Source organism: Tissierella sp. P1 (genome assembly GCF_002266425.1).
Classification (GTDB): domain Bacteria; phylum Bacillota; class Clostridia; order Tissierellales; family Tissierellaceae; genus Tissierella; species Tissierella carlieri.
Genome location: NZ_NPMN01000030.1, coordinates 19,426 through 40,812, shown reverse-complemented (window position 1 = coordinate 40,812; position 21,387 = coordinate 19,426). Strand labels below are relative to the sequence as shown.

Annotated in this window: 21 protein-coding genes; 8 read left to right on the top strand and 13 right to left on the bottom strand. The window is 30.6% G+C overall.

From position 1 onward, the window contains the following. Positions 1 to 29 precede the first annotated feature (29 nt). Positions 30 to 638 carry a viroplasmin family protein gene (locus tag CIW83_RS17760; RefSeq protein WP_094903700.1) on the bottom strand — a complete coding sequence of 203 codons (609 nt, stop codon included), beginning with the start codon at positions 636 to 638 and terminating at the stop codon, positions 30 to 32. A 172-nt stretch (positions 639 to 810) separates the two neighbouring features. On the opposite strand from CIW83_RS17760, the gene rocF reads away from it, so the two are divergent. The 6 genes from rocF to CIW83_RS17730 all read left to right on the top strand — a co-directional run bounded on the left by rocF (position 811) and on the right by CIW83_RS17730 (position 7,395). Beyond that, complete coding sequence (rocF, locus tag CIW83_RS17755) at positions 811 to 1,716, top strand: arginase (RefSeq protein ID WP_094903698.1); 906 nt, start codon at positions 811 to 813, stop codon at positions 1,714 to 1,716. Between the two features lie 117 nt (positions 1,717 to 1,833). After that, on the top strand, positions 1,834 to 2,979 hold the full coding sequence (locus CIW83_RS17750; RefSeq protein WP_094903696.1) for a sensor histidine kinase: 1,146 nt from the start codon (positions 1,834 to 1,836) through the stop codon (positions 2,977 to 2,979). Between the two features lie 227 nt (positions 2,980 to 3,206). After that, complete coding sequence (locus CIW83_RS17745) at positions 3,207 to 3,854, top strand: response regulator transcription factor (protein ID WP_094903694.1); 648 nt, start codon at positions 3,207 to 3,209, stop codon at positions 3,852 to 3,854. Between the two features lie 310 nt (positions 3,855 to 4,164). Next, on the top strand, positions 4,165 to 5,103 hold the full coding sequence (locus CIW83_RS17740; protein ID WP_094903692.1) for an ABC transporter ATP-binding protein: 939 nt from the start codon (positions 4,165 to 4,167) through the stop codon (positions 5,101 to 5,103). A gap of 10 nt (positions 5,104 to 5,113) precedes the next feature. After that, positions 5,114 to 6,292: an ABC transporter permease gene (locus CIW83_RS17735; RefSeq protein WP_158220168.1), complete on the top strand. Its 1,179-nt coding sequence runs from the start codon at positions 5,114 to 5,116 to the stop codon at positions 6,290 to 6,292. Continuing rightward, the gene (locus CIW83_RS17730) at positions 6,289 to 7,395 is read left to right on the top strand and encodes an ABC transporter permease (RefSeq protein ID WP_094903688.1); all 1,107 of its coding nucleotides are present in this window, start codon (positions 6,289 to 6,291) and stop codon (positions 7,393 to 7,395) included. The genes CIW83_RS17735 and CIW83_RS17730 overlap by 4 nt, the downstream gene beginning before the upstream one ends. Before the next feature lie 42 nt (positions 7,396 to 7,437). Here the strand turns inward: CIW83_RS17730 and CIW83_RS17725 are convergent, their stop codons facing one another. Together CIW83_RS17725 and CIW83_RS17720 are read right to left on the bottom strand one after the other, a co-directional pair. Beyond that, the gene (locus CIW83_RS17725; RefSeq protein WP_094903686.1) at positions 7,438 to 8,022 is read right to left on the bottom strand and encodes a TlpA disulfide reductase family protein; all 585 of its coding nucleotides are present in this window, start codon (positions 8,020 to 8,022) and stop codon (positions 7,438 to 7,440) included. 13 nt (positions 8,023 to 8,035) lie between these two features. After that, positions 8,036 to 8,731, bottom strand: a complete 696-nt coding sequence (locus tag CIW83_RS17720; protein ID WP_094903684.1) for a cytochrome c biogenesis CcdA family protein — start codon at positions 8,729 to 8,731, stop codon at positions 8,036 to 8,038. Between the two features lie 195 nt (positions 8,732 to 8,926). Between CIW83_RS17720 and CIW83_RS17715 the strand changes: the two genes are divergently transcribed. Beyond that, positions 8,927 to 10,054 (top strand): M20/M25/M40 family metallo-hydrolase, encoded by a 1,128-nt coding sequence (locus CIW83_RS17715; RefSeq protein WP_094903682.1) that lies wholly within the window; start codon positions 8,927 to 8,929, stop codon positions 10,052 to 10,054. Positions 10,055 to 10,088: 34 nt separating this feature from the next. Further along, entirely contained in the window at positions 10,089 to 11,111 is a 1,023-nt protein-coding gene (locus CIW83_RS17710; RefSeq protein WP_094903680.1) for an alpha-hydroxy-acid oxidizing protein, read from the top strand. A 37-nt stretch (positions 11,112 to 11,148) separates the two neighbouring features. Here CIW83_RS17710 and CIW83_RS17705 read toward each other — a convergent pair whose 3' ends face one another. The 10 genes from CIW83_RS17705 to CIW83_RS17665 form a co-directional block, all read right to left on the bottom strand. After that, complete coding sequence (locus CIW83_RS17705; protein ID WP_094903678.1) at positions 11,149 to 12,894, bottom strand: hypothetical protein; 1,746 nt, start codon at positions 12,892 to 12,894, stop codon at positions 11,149 to 11,151. A 14-nt stretch (positions 12,895 to 12,908) separates the two neighbouring features. Beyond that, a complete protein-coding gene (locus tag CIW83_RS17700; RefSeq protein ID WP_094903676.1) occupies positions 12,909 to 14,975 on the bottom strand; it encodes an RND family transporter in 2,067 nt (688 codons plus the stop codon). A 91-nt stretch (positions 14,976 to 15,066) separates the two neighbouring features. Then, positions 15,067 to 15,672: a TetR/AcrR family transcriptional regulator gene (locus CIW83_RS17695; RefSeq protein WP_094903674.1), complete on the bottom strand. Its 606-nt coding sequence runs from the start codon at positions 15,670 to 15,672 to the stop codon at positions 15,067 to 15,069. Positions 15,673 to 15,901: 229 nt separating this feature from the next. After that, entirely contained in the window at positions 15,902 to 16,393 is a 492-nt protein-coding gene (locus tag CIW83_RS17690; RefSeq protein ID WP_094903672.1) for a phosphatidylglycerophosphatase A, read from the bottom strand. 46 nt (positions 16,394 to 16,439) lie between these two features. Beyond that, positions 16,440 to 17,096, bottom strand: coding sequence for a class A sortase (locus tag CIW83_RS17685; RefSeq protein WP_094903670.1), 657 nt, complete (start codon positions 17,094 to 17,096; stop codon positions 16,440 to 16,442). 221 nt (positions 17,097 to 17,317) lie between these two features. Continuing rightward, positions 17,318 to 18,406, bottom strand: a complete 1,089-nt coding sequence (gene ychF / locus CIW83_RS17680; protein WP_094903668.1) for a redox-regulated ATPase YchF — start codon at positions 18,404 to 18,406, stop codon at positions 17,318 to 17,320. A gap of 53 nt (positions 18,407 to 18,459) precedes the next feature. Then, entirely contained in the window at positions 18,460 to 18,732 is a 273-nt protein-coding gene (locus tag CIW83_RS23285) for a hypothetical protein (protein ID WP_201260009.1), read from the bottom strand. Then, entirely contained in the window at positions 18,729 to 19,346 is a 618-nt protein-coding gene (locus CIW83_RS17675; protein WP_201260008.1) for an ABC transporter permease, read from the bottom strand. Before CIW83_RS17675 ends, CIW83_RS23285 begins: the two co-directional genes overlap by 4 nt. Then, a complete protein-coding gene (locus CIW83_RS17670) occupies positions 19,347 to 20,021 on the bottom strand; it encodes a cell division ATP-binding protein FtsE (RefSeq protein WP_094903666.1) in 675 nt (224 codons plus the stop codon). A gap of 17 nt (positions 20,022 to 20,038) precedes the next feature. Beyond that, positions 20,039 to 21,154 (bottom strand): hypothetical protein, encoded by a 1,116-nt coding sequence (locus CIW83_RS17665; RefSeq protein WP_094903664.1) that lies wholly within the window; start codon positions 21,152 to 21,154, stop codon positions 20,039 to 20,041. Between the last annotated feature and the right edge of the window lie 233 nt (positions 21,155 to 21,387).

The following is a 21,387-nucleotide window of genomic DNA, read 5'->3' as shown; positions in this document are numbered from 1 at the left end:
TGGTGCCAGGCACCAAATGATACTTATTGTTAAATAATTATAGCTTCTTTAGCTAGTTTATCTGCTTCTTCATTATATTCTATTCCTGAATGAGCCTTCACTTTTATAAATACTACATTTAATTTATCCTTTATAGAATCGTAGAATTCTTTATAGAACCTAGTCCCATCTTTGTTTGTCTTCCAGCTACCCTTAGCCCATTGTTCTATTCCTGTATAATCAAAATGAAGATATAGAGTGTCTTTTCCCTTTTCTATAGCCAAATCCATAGCTACCATAGCTCCTTTTATTTCTCCAGATACATTTCGCATCTCAGCTAACTCCTCATTATCTTCTCGACCACTATATGTTTCCTTACCATCAAGGGTGATAAATACAACCCCATAACTATATGTTGAGTTTCTTATATCAAAGCTTCCATCTACATAGGCTATTGCTTCATTTTCTTTTAACTGACTTTCATCTAATAATTCAATTTCTTCATTTCCACCATCTATAAAGGATAATGCTTCTTCATATGTTGAAAACTTTTTATATTCTGCTCCTGAATATCCCTTTACTTGTTCTTCACATTTCCCCCAAGTTTCATATATACCAGGAGTCTTTCCTTTCCTTACTGCATAGTAAAACTTCCCCATTATTCCACCTCTATTTATATAATAAAACAATTATATCATAAAAAGGATGTCCATAATCCTTAAACATCTATTAGAATGTCCAAATTTATGAATAATTAGGCTTTTTTATTAACACAGTATTACAAAAAATGATATAATATAATAGATAATATATCTGGGGAGGGATTTACTAATGGATATTAACTTAATTGGAGTACCATTAAAGTATGGTTGTGACAGAGATGGTGCTCAATTGGGACCTGCTACACTTAGGGAAAATGGAATTATAGATATTATTAAAAAGAATGGACACGATGTCCATGATATGGGTGATATATATATTCCTTATGTAGTATCTGAGGATAAATATAAGGATCATCCAAAAATGAAATACCTAAATACTGTGGCTGAAATTAATAGTAATCTAGCTAATAATGTATACTGTTCTCTTAAGGGACAAAGTTTTCCATTTATTATAGGAGGCGATCATGCTTTAGGTGCAGGTAGTATTGCTGGCGCAAGTAAATTCTTTGAAAATATGGCTGTAATATGGATAGATGCCCACGGGGATATAAATACCTATGAAACCTCACCTTCAGGCAATATACATGGTATGCCATTAGCTGCTTCTATGAATGTAGGACATCCTGCCCTTACAAATATTTATTATGACGGAATCAAGGTAAGTCCTCAAAATGTCTATATTCTTGGCGGCAGAGATATTGATTCAGGTGAATTTGCTCTAGCTGATGAATTAAACCTCAATATGTATACTATGGATATAGTACGTGAAAGAGGTCTAGACAATGTATTAAAAGAAATAGTTGAAAAAATTAAAGCTTCCAATGTAGATGGAGTTCATATAAGCTTTGATATAGATGTTCTTGATTCATCCCTTGTACCTGGTACTGGAACTCCTGTAACTGGTGGATTTTCCATAGAGGAAGGCAAAGAAATATTCACCACTTTACTAGGTGAAAAATTCATTACTTCCATGGATTTTGTAGAATTAAATCCAAAAATTGATAATGAAGATAAGAGAACTACTAAAAACTGTATAGAAATGTTAGAACATATATTTAGTACAATGCACAATTAACAGTTAACAATGAAAATATTAGAATAAAAAAGTTTATAGACCCATTTTCTAATCTTTAGCATTTCAATCGTTATTTGTTCTTTGATAATCGTTAATTGCAAGCAAGGGAGATTTTTTATGGAAAACAAAACTTTTTTAATTTCACGATACCTGACTGCCTTTATAATAATATTAGGAATAACATTTACTGAGATTGATAAGTTAAACTTCTTTGCTATTATATTGATCTTACTTTTCATTATAAATACTCAGTTACGTTATTTTTTATTCAGGGACATATCTGTCCCTGTTTTTATATCTATAATATTTGATTTTATATTTGGATATATTTTATATAAAAATTATAATGGTCTACTTTTGCCCTATTTTATCATAGGAATAATAGATAGTTTCTTTCTTATAGAGAATTTTAGCAAATATATTCTTGGTTCTTTAGGACTTTTGATTTTCTTATATGCAGGAAATGAGCTTCCACTGTATGAATTATTATCCTATATAACTGCAATCATAACCTTGGGATTGATTTCTTCCATTATAAAAAAAGAACAAAATCGAACATTAAAAGCAGAGGAATTATATCATAGGCTTAGAAAATCAGAAGATGAATTGATTAAAACCAATCACGAATTAGAAGCTTATGCAGATTCAATTAAAGAGTTATCTATTCTTAAAGAACGAAACAGAATATCTAGAGAAATACATGATAGTGTAGGTCATAGCCTATCTACCATTATAATTCAGTTAGGAGCCATTGAAAAAATTGCTAATGATAATGGGGAAGCTGCTTCCCTGATGGCATCAAACCTACGTGACTTTACGAAGAACGGTCTTGAAGAAATCAGAAAGGCTCTAAGAGAGCTTAAGCCTAAGGAATTTAAAGAATATGAGACATTATTAGCCATTGAAGGATTAATTAAAGATTTTAGCAAATTAACTGGAATTGATGTAAAGCTTGGATTTTCTAAAAACAAATGGCAGCTTGATGAAGAAACATCTTTAGTTTTATATAGAGTCGTTCAAGAATTTCTATCTAATTCTGCTAGACATGGGAAAGCTACTAAAATTAGTATATTTATGCATTTTAGTATCAGTGATTTGATTGTCACTATGCAAGATAATGGAATTGGAACAAATGAAATAACCCCCGGACTAGGACTAACTAGTATATCTGAGAGGGTGGGTGAACTTGGAGGAAATCTAAGTTATGAAAGCAAAGAAGGTAAGGGATTTTTACTTAGAGTAGTGCTTAAATCAATGTACTAGGTGAACAAACCCTAAAGGACTACCGAATTATACTGCGGGCAAATATCAGTAGCTAAGCGATGTACACAAAATTGAAAACCATAATTTTGGTCCCCTGCTTAAATGCACAATTATGAAAGTCATAATATGGAATCAAAAGACTACAAAAACCTGCCCTAGCAATTGTGAATTAAAAAAATTGTGAATTGTGAACTGTACATTGTGAATTGAAGGATTGGTGGTGTATTATGGATAAGATTAGGATTGCGATTATTGATGATGAAAAATTAATACGAGAGGGACTAAAAATTATTCTTTCAAGCTACAGTGATATAGATGTTATTGCAATGGGTGAAAGCGGGTATGATGCATTAGAGCTATGTACACTAAATGAAATTGATTTAGTTCTAATGGATATCAGAATGCCTATGTGTGACGGTGTACTAGGTACACAACTAATCAAGGACAAATTCCCAAATACTAAAGTCCTTATACTTACTACCTTTAAGGATATTGAATATATACAGGAAGCTCTTAAAAAAGGTGCCTCTGGCTATCTTCTAAAGGATAGCTCCTATGACCTTATTTATGAAGGCATCAAGGCTGCCGCCATGGGTAATATCGTCATTCATCCTGACGTTGCGACTAATATCTTGAACCTTACTCCCATGGAAACTGATTTAAATGAAATTTGTGAAAGATATGATTTAAACCATAAAGAACTTGATATTATAAAATATATCGCTGACGGTCTATCAAATAAAGAAATTGGAGAAAAGCTTTTCCTTTCTGAAGGAACTATAAAAAATAATGTAAGTACAATTTTATCAAAGCTTGAACTTCGTGATCGTACCCAAATAGTAGTCTTTGCATTCAAGAATAATCTTACTAAGTAGTGACTAAAGTCACTACTTTTTCATTACCTAGGGCAGTGTAAATTATTGATTGATTTTAATATAATAAAAATAGATACAGTGAATAGCTTTTGGTAAGGCTTTTAGGTCTTTTGATCTTTTAGTATTTTCAACTATTAATTATTCACTATTAGTTATTCACTAGATAAACAAACTCTAAAGGACTACTGAACAGTACCCTGCGGGGCAAATATTAGTAGCTAAGCGATGTACACAAAATTGAAAATCACAATTTTGGTACCCTGCTTATATTAGTTATTCGTTATTACTAACTCAAGGGGGGAATAAAGTAATGAATATCATAGAAGTAAAAAATATCAGTAAAAAGTTTGATGATAAACTTGTATTAGATAATATTTCTTTCTCTGTGGAAACGGGAGACATCTTTGGTCTAATTGGCCCAAATGGTGCTGGAAAATCTACACTAATCAATATAATGACTGGTCTATTGGATGCTAATAAAGGTAGTATCACTATTGGTGGCTTTGATATAAAAAAAGAATCCATCAAAGCAAAAGAATTTTTAGGACTTGTCCCGCAGGAATTGGCTTTAATGGAAACAGTGTCAGCTTATGATAATCTTGAATTTTTCGGTAGTCTTTATGGACTTAAGGGAAAACTTTTGAAGGAAAGAATCAATTATGCTCTAGATATCACAGGATTAACTGAGAAAAGAAAAGATAAAGTAAAGAAATTCTCGGGTGGTATGAAAAGAAGGTTAAACCTTGCCGCAGCTATAATGCACGAACCAAAGATACTAATCCTCGATGAACCCACAGTAGGCATTGATCCTCAATCAAGAAACCATATCTTTGAATTTATTAAAGGAATTAATAAAGAAAAAAATACTACTATCCTCTATACTTCTCACTATATGGAAGAGGTAGAATATCTTTGTAACAACATCTTTATAATAGATGAAGGTAAAGAAATTGCCTATGGTTCTAAAAAGACAGTTAAGTCTATGATTAGCAATAATAACAAAGTCAATTTAAGAATTGACAACATTAATAAAGACTTGATCAATAATATTAAACTAATCAGTGGTGTAGTAGACTGTGAAAACTCCCATGATGAAATCAATCTACTAGTTGAAGGAAATAGTTTCAAGCTTGAGCCATTACTAAAAGTGCTTGAGAGCAATAAGTCTGCAATAAAAAGTATAAATGTTGATGAACCTAATTTAGAGGAAGTCTTCTTGGCCTTAACCGGAAAAAAACTAAGGGATTAGAGGTGATATGATGAAACTATTAGCTTATTTAAAGTTATCCCTAAAAGGATTAATAAAGGAATTTCCAGCCTTTTTATTATCCTATGCCGTTTATCCAATAGTACTTTCATTGGTAATGGGCTATGTACAAAAAGATATGTTCACTCCAGTAGTAAATGACCCTATCTTTTCTATCATAATAGTAGATGAGGATAATACTAAAGAATCTCAAAACTTGGTATCATTTTTAAATAGTGAAGACATTTCTAAAATATTAACTATAAAATCAAATGATAGCGAAAAATTCGACTACACCCTTAGGATTCTAAAAGGTTATGAGGATAGTCTTCTTGGTAATAACTCTTCTTCAATAAAGGTGGAAGCAGAGGAAAACTCATCCACTACCATGGGCAATGTATTAGTTAATATAGTGGATAAATATAATAAGGAAATAAGCCAAGATTTAATTATCCGAAATAACATAGAGAATAACTCATTATCAAAAGAAGAAAAGAGCAAACTAGTCGAAGAAATCAATGCAATATTAACTAATATATATTCAACGGATTCTATTAAGACTAATATTCATGATGTACGAAAAAGCTTAAATTCCTATGAATATTTTTCTATATCCTTTCTAAACTATGCTTTTATTGTATTCGTTATGGCAGTTATTGCTTCTGATGCATTAGAAAAGGAAAATGGACTTTATAATAGAATTATGTCTACTTCCATAACAAAATTTCAATATTTTAATTATGGTGTTATGTCAAACTATTTAATGATGGTAGTTGTTAATTTAATCTATGTAGGTGCATATAAGATAAGCAGATTATCTTTTAAAGGCTCTTTACCTATTCTACTATTAATCGTCTTAGTACAAAGCTTTATGATAACAGTAATAGGCACTCTAATATCTACCATATTCAAGAAAAAATATGGTTTGCCCTTAGTACAGGTATTCTTAATTTTCCAATTAATACTTGGCGGAATGATAGGTCCTTTAGATAAATTGGGTAGTAATGCGATATTTACATTTTTCGCTAAATATAAACCAGATATTTTAATTAGCAATACCTATAGAAACTATATAATCCATAATAATCTATCATCTATATCTAATTATCTATTGATTATGGTAGGTATATCTATGGTATTGTATTTAATCAATATCTTAGCTATCCAGATGAAATGGGGTGTAAGTAAATGAATCTAATTCAGTTAATTATTGTAAATATTAAAAGAATGTTAAAGGATCCTTTAAAGGTTGGGCTTATGCTTATAATGCCTATTGCCGTTATTTTATTTGTTAATTTTCTTGAAGGTGGAGATAGTCATCAATCTAGTAAATTATCAAATGTTACTGTAGCTTATAATATTGAAGATGAAGGTGATCTATGGGAAACAATATATAGTTCTCCTTCTAAATCACAATGGATTTTCCAAAATGAAAAGGATAAAGCCTTAGAGTTACTAGAAAGCAATGAGGTAGCAGCAGTTTATAATATTCCATCAGATTTTACTGAAAAAATCAATAACTATGAAAAACCAATTATAGAATCCTATAAAAGAGAAGAAGGAAATATAACCATTCCATTAGAAATGGATATTAATAATAAAATAAATGAATTTATCAAGGAAAGGTTACTCATAGATAAGGGTATTATTTCGAACAAAGAGGATTTATATATACTTAAAACCGAGACCCTATTTGAAAGAAATCAGAAAATAGTAACGGGAGATTTGCATACGGCCACTATGCTACTAATATATTTTATCATACTTGGTGCCTCTCCTATCGTTACAGAATTAATGGAATTTAAGAAAAAAAATATTATATCAAGATCTATTGCAACACCTAACAAAAGCAGTGTAATTTTAGGAAGCATAGCCCTCTCCCTATTATTCTTTCAAGTTGCGGCAAATATTTTAGTTGTATTATTAGGTGCAAAAGTAACCGGATATAATATAGTTAATCTTCCTATTATTTTCATAAATTTCATATTAGCTAGCTTATTTTCCATTACTTTATCTTTAGCCATGACTAGGATATTTAATAACGAAGGTTCAGCTTCTATGGTGACAGCTTTAGTTGCTATATTAACTTTATTTCTATCTATGTTTGCTCAGGATGGAATATATCAAAATGTCCCTGAATTTATAAAAAACCTAGGTAAGTTCACTCCACAATACTGGATGTTTGATAGTCTAGAAAAATCAGTAATATTTCCTAATGTATTCATAGTACTTCTAATAGTTTTAGCACTATTTACAGCTGGTAGTTATAGACTAAAAGATTTTGTAAGAAAGTAAAAGATATGGAGCATATCATTGTGTGATATGCTCCATATCTTTCTATTCTTCCTCTCTAATACTTTCTAAAACTGAAGTCATTTCTTCATATGTCATAGCTCTTGGTACTCCTCCTAATAGAACACCTTCTTCATCTACAAAATAGGATGTAGGAAAACCACTTACTAAATAGGTCCTAGCTATTTCTCCATCTTCATCTAAAACTACTTCAAAATCATATTTACCATTATCAATATATTCTTTAACTACATCTTGCTTTTCCATTACATCTACTGCTAATACAACTAAATCATCATTTTCATCATCTAGCTTTTGAAGATCTGGCATTTCCTTATCACACCAAGTACACCAAGTAGCCCAAAAATTTATTAAAACTATTTTTCCTCTATAATCTGATAAAGAAACCTCTTCTCCATCTAAATTTTTGAGAGTAAAATCTGGAGACTCCTTACCAACTGCTATATCAAATTCTTCTGCTACTTCTCCAGCTGTTTCTGTGTTTTCCTCAGTCACTATATCCTCTGGAGATTGTTCTTCTATATTTTCATTAGATTTCTCTGGTGAAGACTTGCTGCAACCTGCACCTACAATTGCTAATACTAGAATCATTAATAAAATTTTCTTCATAGTTCCTCTCCTTTTACAATAAAAATCTACTTATACTCATCATCTTATTAAAGAATACAAGCAATCCAAAGACCACCATAATAAAACCACTGATTATAGGCATATATTTCAAAAACTTATCTGCTTTATTCATAAATCTAGTAAATGTATTTATAAATAGAGCTGTTAATATAAATGGTAATGCCATACCAATGGAATATATCAGCAATAGATAAACTCCCTTTGAAACAGTAGCTGTTCCACCTGCATACATAAGTATAGATCCTAATACAGGTCCAAAGCAAGGTGTCCAGCCAGCTGCAAATGCCATTCCCATTAGAACTGAACTAAACCAGTTGGTAATCTTTTTAGGCGCTTTAGTTCTTCTTTCAAAATTTAGGAATTTAAGCTTCAAAATCCCCATCATATTTAAACCAAATAAAATTATGATTCCACCGCTAATCTTTGAAAAGACTTCTTTATTTCTTATAAATAGCTTACCCAAAAAACTAGCAGAAGTACCCATTATCATAAAGATAATTGTAAATCCTATTACAAATCCAATAGTTCTTGTTAAAGCAAATAGTCTCTTTTTTTCAAGTTCATCTTCCACATTAACACCAGTAATATACATTATATAAGCTGGTATCAATGGAAGTATACATGGTGAAAAAAAAGATAAAAATCCAGCTCCAAAAGCTATTGGTATTGAAACATTCCCTAAATCCATAAAACCCTCTCCTAATATTTAATATCTATTTTAATATATTCATTTAGCATTTTCCTAATACTTTTACCCAGTTTTCTTTTTCAAAAACAGCCTAACCGTATACCCCCATACCCTATTATGCACTATTTTTCGTTTGAAATCAATAACTAATTATAGTATGATTTATTTATTGAATTAACTTAAGGAGGCATATAAATGAATAAGGAGAGTATTATTTCTAAGTTTTTAGACTATGTAAGGATATCAAGCCCTAGTTACAGAGAAGGACATTTTGCTGAAATATTAAAAAAAGATATGAAAAAAATAGGCTTGGAAGTTGTGGTTGATGATGCTGGAAATAAGGCAGGTTCTGATACTGGCAATATTATAGGGTATTTAAGCGGAAATGAAGATATAGAACCTATTATGTTTTGTGCCCATATGGATACTGTGACTCCATGTGAAAATATTGAACCTATTATTGAAAATGGAATAATAAAATCTAAAGGAAATACTATTCTTTCTGCAGACGATAAAGCAGGAATAATCGCTATATTGGAAGGCATTAAGCATATAAAAGAAAATAATATACCACATGGAGATATAGAAGTTGTCTTTACAATTTGCGAAGAAGTTGGGCTATATGGCTCTAAATATTTAGATTACTCTAAAATAAAATCTAAAATAGCATTTGTCCTAGATGCTAGTGGAGATATTGGAGGAGTTAATGTACAAGGCCCTGCCCAAGCACAAATTCATGCTAAGTTCCATGGTAAAGCTGCTCATGCAGGTTTAAATCCAGAAAAGGGCATAAACGCCATACAAGTTGCATCACGAGCAATCGACAGAATGTCTTTACTTAGAATAGATGAAGAAACTACAGCAAATATAGGTATTATCAAAGGAGGTTCAGCCACAAATATTGTAGCTGATTATGCTGAGGTAGAATTTGAAGCTCGTAGTTTAAACGAAGAAAAGTTAAACAAACAGGTTAATCATATGGTAGAAGCCATGGAGCAAGCTGCCAAAGACTTTAACTCAAAGGTGAATATTAAAGTTGATAACTCCTATCCTACATTTGAATTAGATAATAATGAACCTATATTAAAAATAATAGAAAATGCAATGAAAAAAGTAAATATTCCTTATATGCCAAAACCTACAGGTGGTGGATCTGATACAAATATTTTCAATGGAAACGGACTTAAGGCAGCTACCCTCGGAATCGGTATGTTTGGCGCCCATAGTGTAGATGAATATATAGCTGAAGATGATATTGTTAAAACAGCAGAGTTAGTTGCAGCAATAATTGAAAATGTATATATTCAAAAGCATAATAATTGATTATATACAATAAGAATAAATAGAGGTGAAAGAGATGGATTTAAAAGAAATAAGGAATATAGCAAGAGAGAAGTTAAAGGGATACTGTAGAGTATGCCCCATATGTAATGGTATAGCTTGTGCAGGGGAAGTTCCCGGTATGGGTGGCCATTTAACGGGTTCCTCTTTCAAATCTAATGTTGAAGATTTAACTAAAGTAAAAATAAGGCTAAAAACTATCCATAATGCAAAAAATCCCGATTTAAAATTTAATTTTTTCGGTACACAACTAGAAATACCAATAATTAGTGCTCCAATTACTGGTACAGCTTTTAATATGGGTAGTGCATTAACGGAAGAAGAATATATAAGCAGTGTAGTAAATGGTAGTATAGATGCTGGTACTATTGCTATGATTGGCGACTCGGCTAATCCTGCTTTTTATGAAATTGGATTAGAAATTCTGAAAAAAGTAAATGGTAAAGGTGTCGGTATCCTCAAACCTAAAAAAAATAATCTTGTTATAGACTCTGTGAAGAAAGCTGAAAATATAAATGCCATTGCTGCCGGAATGGATATTGATGGTGCAGGATTAATTACAATGGCCTTACAAGGCGCTCCTGTTAGCCCAAAACCTGTAGATGAACTAAGGGAAATTACTTCTTCTACTAACCTCCCTTTCATTTTAAAAGGTATAATGACAAAGGAAGAGGCAATTCTAGCAGTGGAAGCTGGAGCTAAGGCTATAGTCGTATCAAATCATGGTGGAAGAGTACTAGACCATACAGAATCTACTGCAAAAGCACTTCCTGAAATAGCTGAAGCTGTTAAAGGAAAAATAATGATTCTCGTTGATGGTGGAATTCGTTCAGGAATAGACGTCTTCAAAATGATTGCTCTGGGAGCAGATGCAGTTCTAATAGGAAGACCAGTAATCTTTGGTGCCTATGGAGGTAGTAGTAAAGGAGTTTCATTAATAATTGAAAATATGAAGAATCAGCTTGTTCAAACTATGATATTAACTGGTGCTAAGGATTTAGCATCTATAAACAAATCTATGATTTCTATAGAATGGTAATCAAAAATAAGCTCCGATTGGAGCTTATTTTTGAATCCTATTTTTTACCAACGAACCTGCTGAATAAATCTAAAAACCTTTGAATAAATGTTTTATTATTTTCATCATTGGTTTCTATTTTTGCTTTTTCATGATCCATCTTAATAGATGGTGTTTGCATGATAAATTGACAACTTGAATTTTCCTTATTTTTTTCATCTATAAATGAAGTATATGATTTGTCATCTTTAGCCTCATCCATAGTAAAGTTCTCCAAACCCTCTACAATTTTTTTAAATCCACTGTCATTTAATTCTTTTAAACCATCTGCCAATTCCTCTTGCCCTTCTACCATCTCAGTAATATCTTCTGAAATTTTCTTCGTATTTACATTTATTTCATTTCCACCATTAATGGCTGCATCAAATCCTTGATTTAAAGATGTAAGCCCTTCTATTAACTGATTATGACTTAAATACATATTATTAATCTCTTGAGGTAATTCCTCTATTCCATCCTTTAGCTGATTAAATCCTAAAGCTAATTTATTTAATCCTTTATTATATTCATTATACCCATAAAGTAATTTCTCTGAGTTTTCACCAATTGTATCCATACCTCTTTTAGATTGATTTAGACCTTGGCTAAGTTCATCTATAGCCTTAGATTCATTAATAACTCCTTCTGCAAGAGCTTTTACTCTAGGGTCATCACTAGAAATTAGACTTTGGGCTAATTGAACTAAATTGCTATGACCATTATTTATTTCTCCTAAACCCCTATTAAGATTTTCTAAGGCCCCATTGATCTCTTTTATTCCATCATTTAACCCTGAAATGCCAGTTTCTATATTTCCACTTTCTAAATTTAATTTATTTATTCCACCGTTAACTTCCTCTACTCCTTTTACTACCCCAGAAATATTTTCATTTAATGTACCTAATCCTAGATTAAATTGAGAAAATCCATTAACAAGAGTTTTTAAATTATTACCTATCTCTTTTAACCCATTGTAAAATTTTGATATTCCTCCGCTTAAAGACACAAGTCCGTCTTTTAACGCTTTCATGCCTTTACTTAGTTTTGTAGAACCATCCTCCAATTCTTTTGTTCCGTTATGCATCACTTTAATTCCATCTGCAAATTCATCAAATTCTCCTGAAAGAGATATTTTGGCACTTGTGGAGGAGATTAATATTGGATTTAGCTCTATATTTTTACCTTCCGCCTTAATTGTAAAACTTTCATCTCCTAGGGGAAGATGTGTAAATACCACATTCATAGTTTTTCCTACTACAGAAGTAACTCCTTTTTGAGCTTCAATCCTTGTAAAAATGTCTAAATCCAAAGGTACTTGAATTTGGGTAGTTAGACTCTTACTATTTTTAACATTTATCTTGATTTCTAAATCTCCCGACTTACCTGCTAAATCCTTCCCCTCTATCCTTGCTCCATCTATAAAATATTGAATTTCCAATTCCAGAGGAATTTTCTTTTCAAGTTTTCCCTCATAATATATATCTTTCTCACTTAATACCTTTGTATCCCATTTTATTGTTCCATTATCTATTATAGGATTTACACCTTCTGTTAGGACTCTTACATCCTCTAAATTTCCATAGTCCATATAATATTCATCTTTACTTTCTCCTGAAATATGAGTTACTGTATTAATATTTCTAGTGTTACCATCGTGATCTAAATTTACATATACTGTTTCATGTCTGACAACTTCTGTAATACCAGTAATTGAAAATGAAAATATAATTGTAAAAATTAAAATAAAGCTAATAACTTTTTTCACTTTTTTCCCCTCCATCAATTATTTATTTCTCTAGATAATCTTGAAGTAGTCTTTTTGATTAAACTATTAAATATAATTAGCAATGAAGGTAAAACTACAAGCACTAATATAAAGCTTATAATAGCTCCCCTTCCTATGAGTAATGTCAATTCTGCAGTATTTTTCATACTAGTGATTAGATAAACACTTAATGTTCCAGTAAATAATATTAGTGCTGATGTAAGTATTGGTCTTCCTGTATCCTTTATTGTCTTTATGGCAGCTTCTTTTTTATTCAACTGTTCAATATTTTCCAAGTATCTTGCAGTATAAAGAATTGCATAGTCAACTGTAGCTCCTAATTGTATGGCCCCTATTATAATAAAACTAATAAAGTTTAAGCTTATACCTTGCATGTAAGGTATCGCCAGATTTATCCAAATCCCTAATTGAATAACAGATACCAATATAATAGGTATGATTAAGGATTTAAAAGCCAAAAGTATTATAACTCCTATTACTATAGTAGATATAATGGTTATATTTCTAAAATCCTGAGATGTAATCCTTTCTAGATCTGCATAAATCGTTGATTCACCTGTAAGATACCATTCATCATATTCATTAGATAGAATACTTTTAATATTATCTAATGTCTCCTTTGTAGATGCTCCTTCCATTGGAAGATTTAAATTTATATTTATTAAGGAATAATTTTCACCTTGAAAGTTTTCAGTAATATCTAGAGGTAAAAATTCCTCAGGTATTTCTATATCTACCATCCCATATAAACCTTTTATATCAACTACTCCGTTAACTTTCTCAAGTTTTCTTATCAACTCAGATTCTTTTAATTTATCTCCTTTGGGAATCATTAATGCTAATTGATTTTTATTTAAAAACAATTTGTCTATTTCTGTATTTGCAACATTTGATTTAAATGTCTTAGGAATCACTTTTTCATTAGCATAATAATATTTTATCTGTGATTGAGCCAGTGATGAGGGTATTGCTATTAAGATAGCTAATATTAAAAACACATAATGATATTTAACTATAATATGTGAGGATTTTGCAAATCTAGGTAGATATATCTTATGTTGATATTTTTCAATCCATTTATCAGATAGTAACACTAATATTGGTAACAAAGTAATAACTGAAATTAAACTAAATAATACTCCCTTAGCTAAAACTAAACCTATATCCTTTCCTATACCATATTTCATGACAATTAGTGCTAAAAAACCACCTACAGTTGTTAATGAAGAGGAAAGTACAGAAGTAAATGTTTTCCCAATGGCAGCTACCATAGCCCTATCATTATTTTCATGGTATTTCTTTTCTTCTATATATCTATGGATTAGGAATATAGAGTAATCCATGGAAACTGCCAATTGAATAATACTTGCTATAGAATCTGTATTAAAAGATACATTTGAAAACATTATGTTAGTTCCTTTGTTTAATATAATTGCCACGCCTATGGCTATAAAAAATAGTATTGGTTCAATAAAAGACTCCATAGATAAAAACAAGACTATGAAAATTATTACAAATGCGATTACAGAGTAGTATAAAATCTCTTTAGATGTGATTTTTTGCAGATCATAGGAAATTGATGCAGGGCCACCTATTATTCCAAAGTCATCTATATAAAGATGTATCTTTTCAACAGCATCTACAGTTTCCTTAGAGTCATTAGAGTTGGAAAACTGCACTTGCATTAGATTAGCATTTCCATTCAAAAATTCTTTTTTAATACTTTCATCCATAAATTCTTCTGGTTTTAAAATATCTTCTGCTGACCCTAACCAGATTATATTTTCTATCCCTTGGATAGATTTAAGATCCTTCGCTATTTTATCTAAATCCTGAAAGGTTTTATCCTTTATCAATATATAACCTATACCTGAAATTCCAAATTCTTTTTCTAGTAGATCTTTACCTTTTATAGAATTTATTTCTTTTGGTAAATATGTGCTTAAATCATAATTAATATCTACAAATTGGCTAGTAATAATAGATAATATAATCATTAGTATATAGGTAAGAATTATAGCTTTCTTATGACTTACTATAAAATTTCCAAAACTCTCCACACAAATCCCCCCATAAAAAAATATATTTAAGCAGTTGTTTTAAACAACCGTTTAAATATATTTTAATACTCACATACTAAAAAATCAATATCTATTTATCTAAAATAGATGTTACTAGATTTTTAATATATTTCATCCTTTCTTCCTCTAAACTAAAATCTATGAAGATCCCCTTCATTCCTGATATCATTGGTAATACTTGAAATATAATAGGTCCCAATACACCTGAGAATAATTGAATATATTTATAATTAAGAGTATCCATATCTTCTATTCCTGTAATCTTAGATATAATATCTTGTATCTTATCTTTTAATTCCACATCTCTAAAAAATTTGTTTATTATTTCAGGGTTATATTCTTTATCCTGTAAGATTAAACTGGATACCACAGTTATAAGTGCAGGCCATTTAAACATAAATTCCATTAAGTGATTTGCCCAAATAATCAGCTTATCTTCCAAAGTTGTGCTAGGATCATTTATGATTTCATTTTGTATATCATATAACATACTAGAATAGTGCTTCTCTACTGCTTTCATCAAATTATCTTTACTTTTAAAATGATAGTTAATAGCAGCTACATTTACTCCAGCTAAATTTGCTATCTCTCTTGTAGTCATATCTCCCTTGACTGGAAATAATTCTATTGCAGCTAAAAGTATCTTTTCTTCTGTATTCAAATCATTTTCTCTCATTAGATCACTCCTAAAATATCATACAATTTCACATCTCTATTTATAATATATCAGATACCTTAGTTATATCCTATATGCAAAATTGTATAGATTCTTTCTTATGTAATTCTACTTAATAAGTTAAACAAATATAAATAATTTGTCAATACATCTGTGCATTTTCAATGGTAGGTGAAAATCTAAAAAAAGAGATTCTTGATAACTCTCAATCAAAAATCTCTTTCATCTATCAATCTTTCCTAGAGTGAGCTATTCTACTAGCCGTTGCAGCTGCAATGGCAGCAACTAAATCATCTAAGAATGTATGAACTGCTATACCCTTCATTCCATCTATTTTCTTTATAATACCGATTTTCTCCTTATCTAAATATCCATAGTTCGTTAATCCTATAGTACCATAAACATTTACTATGGATAATGGAATAATCTCATCTATACCATATAATCCTTCATCCGACTCAACTATAGTTTGTAATGGTTCTGGTAATAGTTTCTTTTCTGCAATTTCATCTAAGGCTATTCCCGTTAAAATGGCATGGATTATTTCTCTTTTTGTAAGGACAGCCTTAATATTTTCTATACAAACCTCTAGTGTAAGATCAGGATAATACTTTCCCTGAAGGAATAAAACTAACTCTCCTATATCTTCTAAGGTTACCCCCCTTCTTTCAAGCATTTCTATAGTCATTTCGTGTAGCTCTTCCATATTATATTTTCCCATCTATATCCCTTCTTTCTTTTATTCTATTTCCTAATTTAATTATGATTTAATCCTCCACTGGATATTCATCTACTAATTCTCCTAAAGCAAAAAATCTTTTCCCCGTCTTTGACGAATAATAACAGGTCATAAGGGATATAATTGGTCTCCCTTGTTCCTCGGATCTTTTATTATCCAACATCTCCATAGCAGTATCTGGTACTACAACGGTATTATATATCTTATATTCATAAATAGTTTTTTTATCCGTTATATACACAGTAGTTCCAACTTCTATATCCATTAAAGAACCAAATAATAAATCCTTTTGTTTCATTCTATGACCTGCAAGGGGATAATTTCCTTCACCCATTTTCTGCTCAGGAACCATAGTAGTAGCCCCTGCTAATAGATTGGCATTGGTTACACCCTTTAATACTGGTAAGTTTATATCTAATTCTGGGATAATTAACTGACCTATCATAGATTTATTGTCAAAGTTAATTGACCCAATAATTGTAGATGTAATTCCAACATCTTCTATAGCTTCATAGTCAAATTCTGCATCAGTCTCTATATTCTCAGTTATTTCCTCATGGGTAATAGTATTTACTATTTCAGATTTCTTTTTAATATTATGCTTAATTATTTGATTTTTAATAGTAGGAGTTAAGATCAAAGCAATTCCTATTATTATCAATACTATAGATATAAACTTCTTCATTCCTAACCCTCCAAGAATAATACAAGAAATAAAAGAATTGTTATTAATTTTACTGCTTCTTTATATAGTTAATTTAAAAAAAGTAATGATAAACATTATATTATGAATTGGCTAATATATACCCAAAAACTAGTCAAATATTTAGTAATTTTCATCTATAGTAACAAAAGATAAAACTCGAACAGAATAAACTATTCAAGTTTTATATCTATAGAAAATATCTAAACATTAAACCTAAATTCAATTATATCTCCATCATCAACAATATATTCCTTTCCTTCCAAGGTAACTAGACCCTTTTCTTTGGCCTTTACCATAGAACCATACTCTTTCAAGTCAACAAATTTACATACCTCTGCTCTTATAAATCCCTTTTCTATATCTGAATGTATCTTTCCAGCTGCTTCCTTTGCTTTAGTATCCTTTCTAATGGTCCAAGCCCTTACTTCATCTTTCCCTGCCGTAAGAAAAGAAATAAGTCCAAGATAATCATAGGCAGTTTTAGCTAATACATCTATACCTGATTCTATAATGCCTAAATCTTCTATAAACATTTCTCTATCTTCTAGATCTAGTTCTGATATCTCTAATTCTGTTTTGATGGAAAGTTCAATTAAAGGGGTATTTACAGATTTAGCAAAATCTATTAAACTCTTTCTCCCAGAATAATCCTTTTCCATTAATTGATTTTCATCTATATTGGCTACTAATATCATAGGTTTTTCTGATAGAAATGAAAATGTCTTTAAGATGTCCTTTTCTTCATCTGAGAGATCTATATTGTGTAGTAGTAGACCATTCTCTAATCCTTCTCTACATTTTTTAAGTACTTCTAGTTCTGCTAAATTCTCCTTAGTCACCTTCTTAGATGTTTCTATACGTTCAATTCGATTCTCTATAATGCCTAAATCAGCAAATAACAACTCAAGATTTATCGTCTCTATATCTCTCATAGGATCTATACTACCTTCAGCATGGATTACATTATCATTATCAAATACTCTCAGTACATGAACTAAAAGATCTGCTTTTCTAATATTATCTAGAAATTGATTGCCTACACCTTGACCTGTACTTGATCCCTTTACTAGACCTGGTACATCAATTACCTCTATTGTTGCATAGGTTGTTTTTCTAGATTGGTACATATTAGATAAGAAATCAATCCTCTCATCAGGTATCTTTGCGATACCTAAATGAGCCTCAACTTTCCCTTGAGAAAAACCTGTTATTTCAATGCCTGAACCTGTTAAAAGATTAAATAAACTAGTTTTACCTACTGTTGGTAATCCAATTAAACCTATTTTCATATTAGTACAGGATTTTATCCTGCCTTTCAACTCCTTTCTTATAATTATATTAATTAACTAGCCTTAGCAGAGGATAGTCCAAATAAGCTACCTATAATGCCCAGAATGTAACTCAATGACATGGTTAAAATAGTCAAGGAAGTTACTATTGCATCCTTAGGTGGCAATGGAATAAATGGAAGAGATCCTCCCATCTGGCTATATCCATAGTGTATTATCAAGGCTCCTAGACTTGAAGCTAATATACCTCCACCTACAGTCAAAAATAATCCTTCCAATAAAAATGGAAAACCTATAAAACTATCTGGAGCTCCTAATAATTTCAATGTATTAATTTGTTCTCTATTGTTATATATACCTGTCTGATTATATGCGATACTACTACTAAAGTGGATATTCCTACGGCAGTTATAACTAATACTCCTAAAACTGTAAGTATTGTAATAATTTTTTGTAGACGATCTATTACCTCTTTGTTATCTCTGATATGCTGTATCCCATCTAATAAGTCTAATCTCTCTAAAACGAAATCTATCTCTTCTATCTGAATCTTAACCTCAATAAAAGAACTAAAGGGATTCTCTTCAAATAACTCTAATATACGAGATTCCTTACCCAGTATTTCAGTCATTCTATTATAAGATTCTTCTTCATTAACTAAACTCGCTTCTCTTACTCCATGTATCCTTCGTATACTTTGAATCAAATCATCAATTTCACTATCTCCTAGACTTTCATCAAAATAGACATTTATCTCTGCTTCCTTTTGCAAAACTTCAATAACTTCATTACTTATCCACCATCCAGAAAAAATCATTGAAAGAATAAAGAAAATCAATCCTATACTAAAAATGGAAAAAATATTTGAGAGAAAATCTACACGAAATATGGTATTAGACTCTTTTATAAAATAGCCTAAATTATAGAAAAAACTCTTCATTTAAGCTTCACCTCTACTTTCCAGGCTGACTTTCCCATTTTCTACTTTAATAAATTTTCCTTCTGTCAAATCTTCTATTAGATGTGTAGCATGGGTAGTTATGATTACAGATGTGTCCTTGTTCTTAAATGAAGTTAAAAGCTCTAATATATTGAGTGCATTGTCTATATCTAAATTACCTGTAGGTTCATCAGCGAGTATTATTGCTGGCTTCCTAGCTACTGCCCTAGCTATAGCTACCCTTTGAGTTTCTCCCCAGGAAAGATGCTCTACTAGAGAAAGCCTTTTGTGTTCAAGTCCTACTTTTATTAATGCATTATTTGATTCTTCTTTTATCTGTTTAGGCGGAATACCTAGAAATCTCATACCCATCATAACATTTTCTAAAGCAGTTCTTCCCTTTATTAACTTAAATTCTTGAAAAATTGGACCTATAATCCTTCTAAGCTTTCTAATATTTGCTGACTGTTCTTTGCTCATAGGAAGATCTAGTACTTTTAATTCTCCCGTGGTAGGATATTCTATTCCCATGAAAAGTTTTAGAAGGCTTGTTTTACCTGATCCACTAGGCCCTGTAATATATACAATATCTCCAGATTCAATCTTAATATTTACATCCTTTAATCCTACTGTTCCATCACTATATACTAGAGAAATATTCTTAGCTTCTATCATAAAATCTCCCCCATATTTTAAAATAGCTTTACGGTAACTAATAATTCCATATATCCATCCATAATTTCAACAGACCTTAAAATATTTTTACCTATCAGCGGCTCAAGGTTTAAAATAAAATATCCTTCTTCAAATAAATCCTCTATAGTTCCTTTTTCTAGGGGCATACCATAGAAACTACCTTTCTCTGCCTCAAATTTTATAATTTGGTCTCCTATAATAACAAATTTACCCTCAAGAGTAAGATTTTTTTCTGGTGCCTCCATCTCTATTTTTCCCGAAGAAAATTTAAATTCCATCTGAGGCAGACCCTTATGAGCTGCAATTATATCATTAAATGTCTTTTCTTCTATAATCCCCTTTACCCCTCGCAATGTAAGAGTTTCTTTCACTGCGTCTTGAGGAAAATTACCTTCCTCAATAATTTTAGCAAATTCCTTCGTGAAATCTGAAAATATTATCTTAAGTTCATTCATAATCATAGAAATATATTGTAAACGTTCTAGATATAATTCTTTATCTTCTGCAAGAGAATCTAGATATTCTTCTTGAGCTTTTACTAGTTCCTGTTTCTTTGTTAGGGTTTCTCCTAATGCCTCTTGCTTATCTTCTAATAATTTAAGCTTCTCAGCTAAATTAGATTTTTCAAGTATTAAACTCCCTTTAGATTCCTCTATTTTATCTAAAAGATTTCCTGTGTTTCTAGCTAAATCTCTAACTATGTTTATTCTTCTAATAAGATCTGTTAAATTATCTGAATTAAGTATTATATCTAAGAAAGATGCTGGCCCCATTCTTTGATAACTCTTTAAAATATTTTCTAATGCATTTAGATTGTGTTTATAGTTAGTCTCTTCTTTTTCAATCTTTTCTCCTAACCCCTCTATGCCTATCTTCATTGTATATATCTCTTGGCTTATCCTTTTATTCTCTCTTTCCATCTCCTCTATCTCTTGAAATTTTATAAAAAGATCTTCAAGAATCTGTTTTTCCTTTTCAGAAATATTATCTAACTTCTCCCTGATTTCAGAAATATTGCTTTCATTATCAGCTAATAAAGTTGAAGATGTAAATATCAGTATAACAGCTATAAATACAGACAATGAAATAAATATATTTTTCTTTCCCCTCAAGCCAATCCCCCCTGAATCATATTCAGACTTTGACTCAAATTATATCATCAATTAAAAAAGCTTCTATAGTAAAATTAAAACATTCAATGAAGCTTTTTTGACTACTGCATAAGCAACTTGCACCAAACTAAATATTTCGGCAATCTGCTTAAAACTCATTTAAATAATAACAGGTTCTTAAAATAAAAAAGATAAAAATTAGAACTTTCCTATTGCTTATAAAAAAGAGTTAA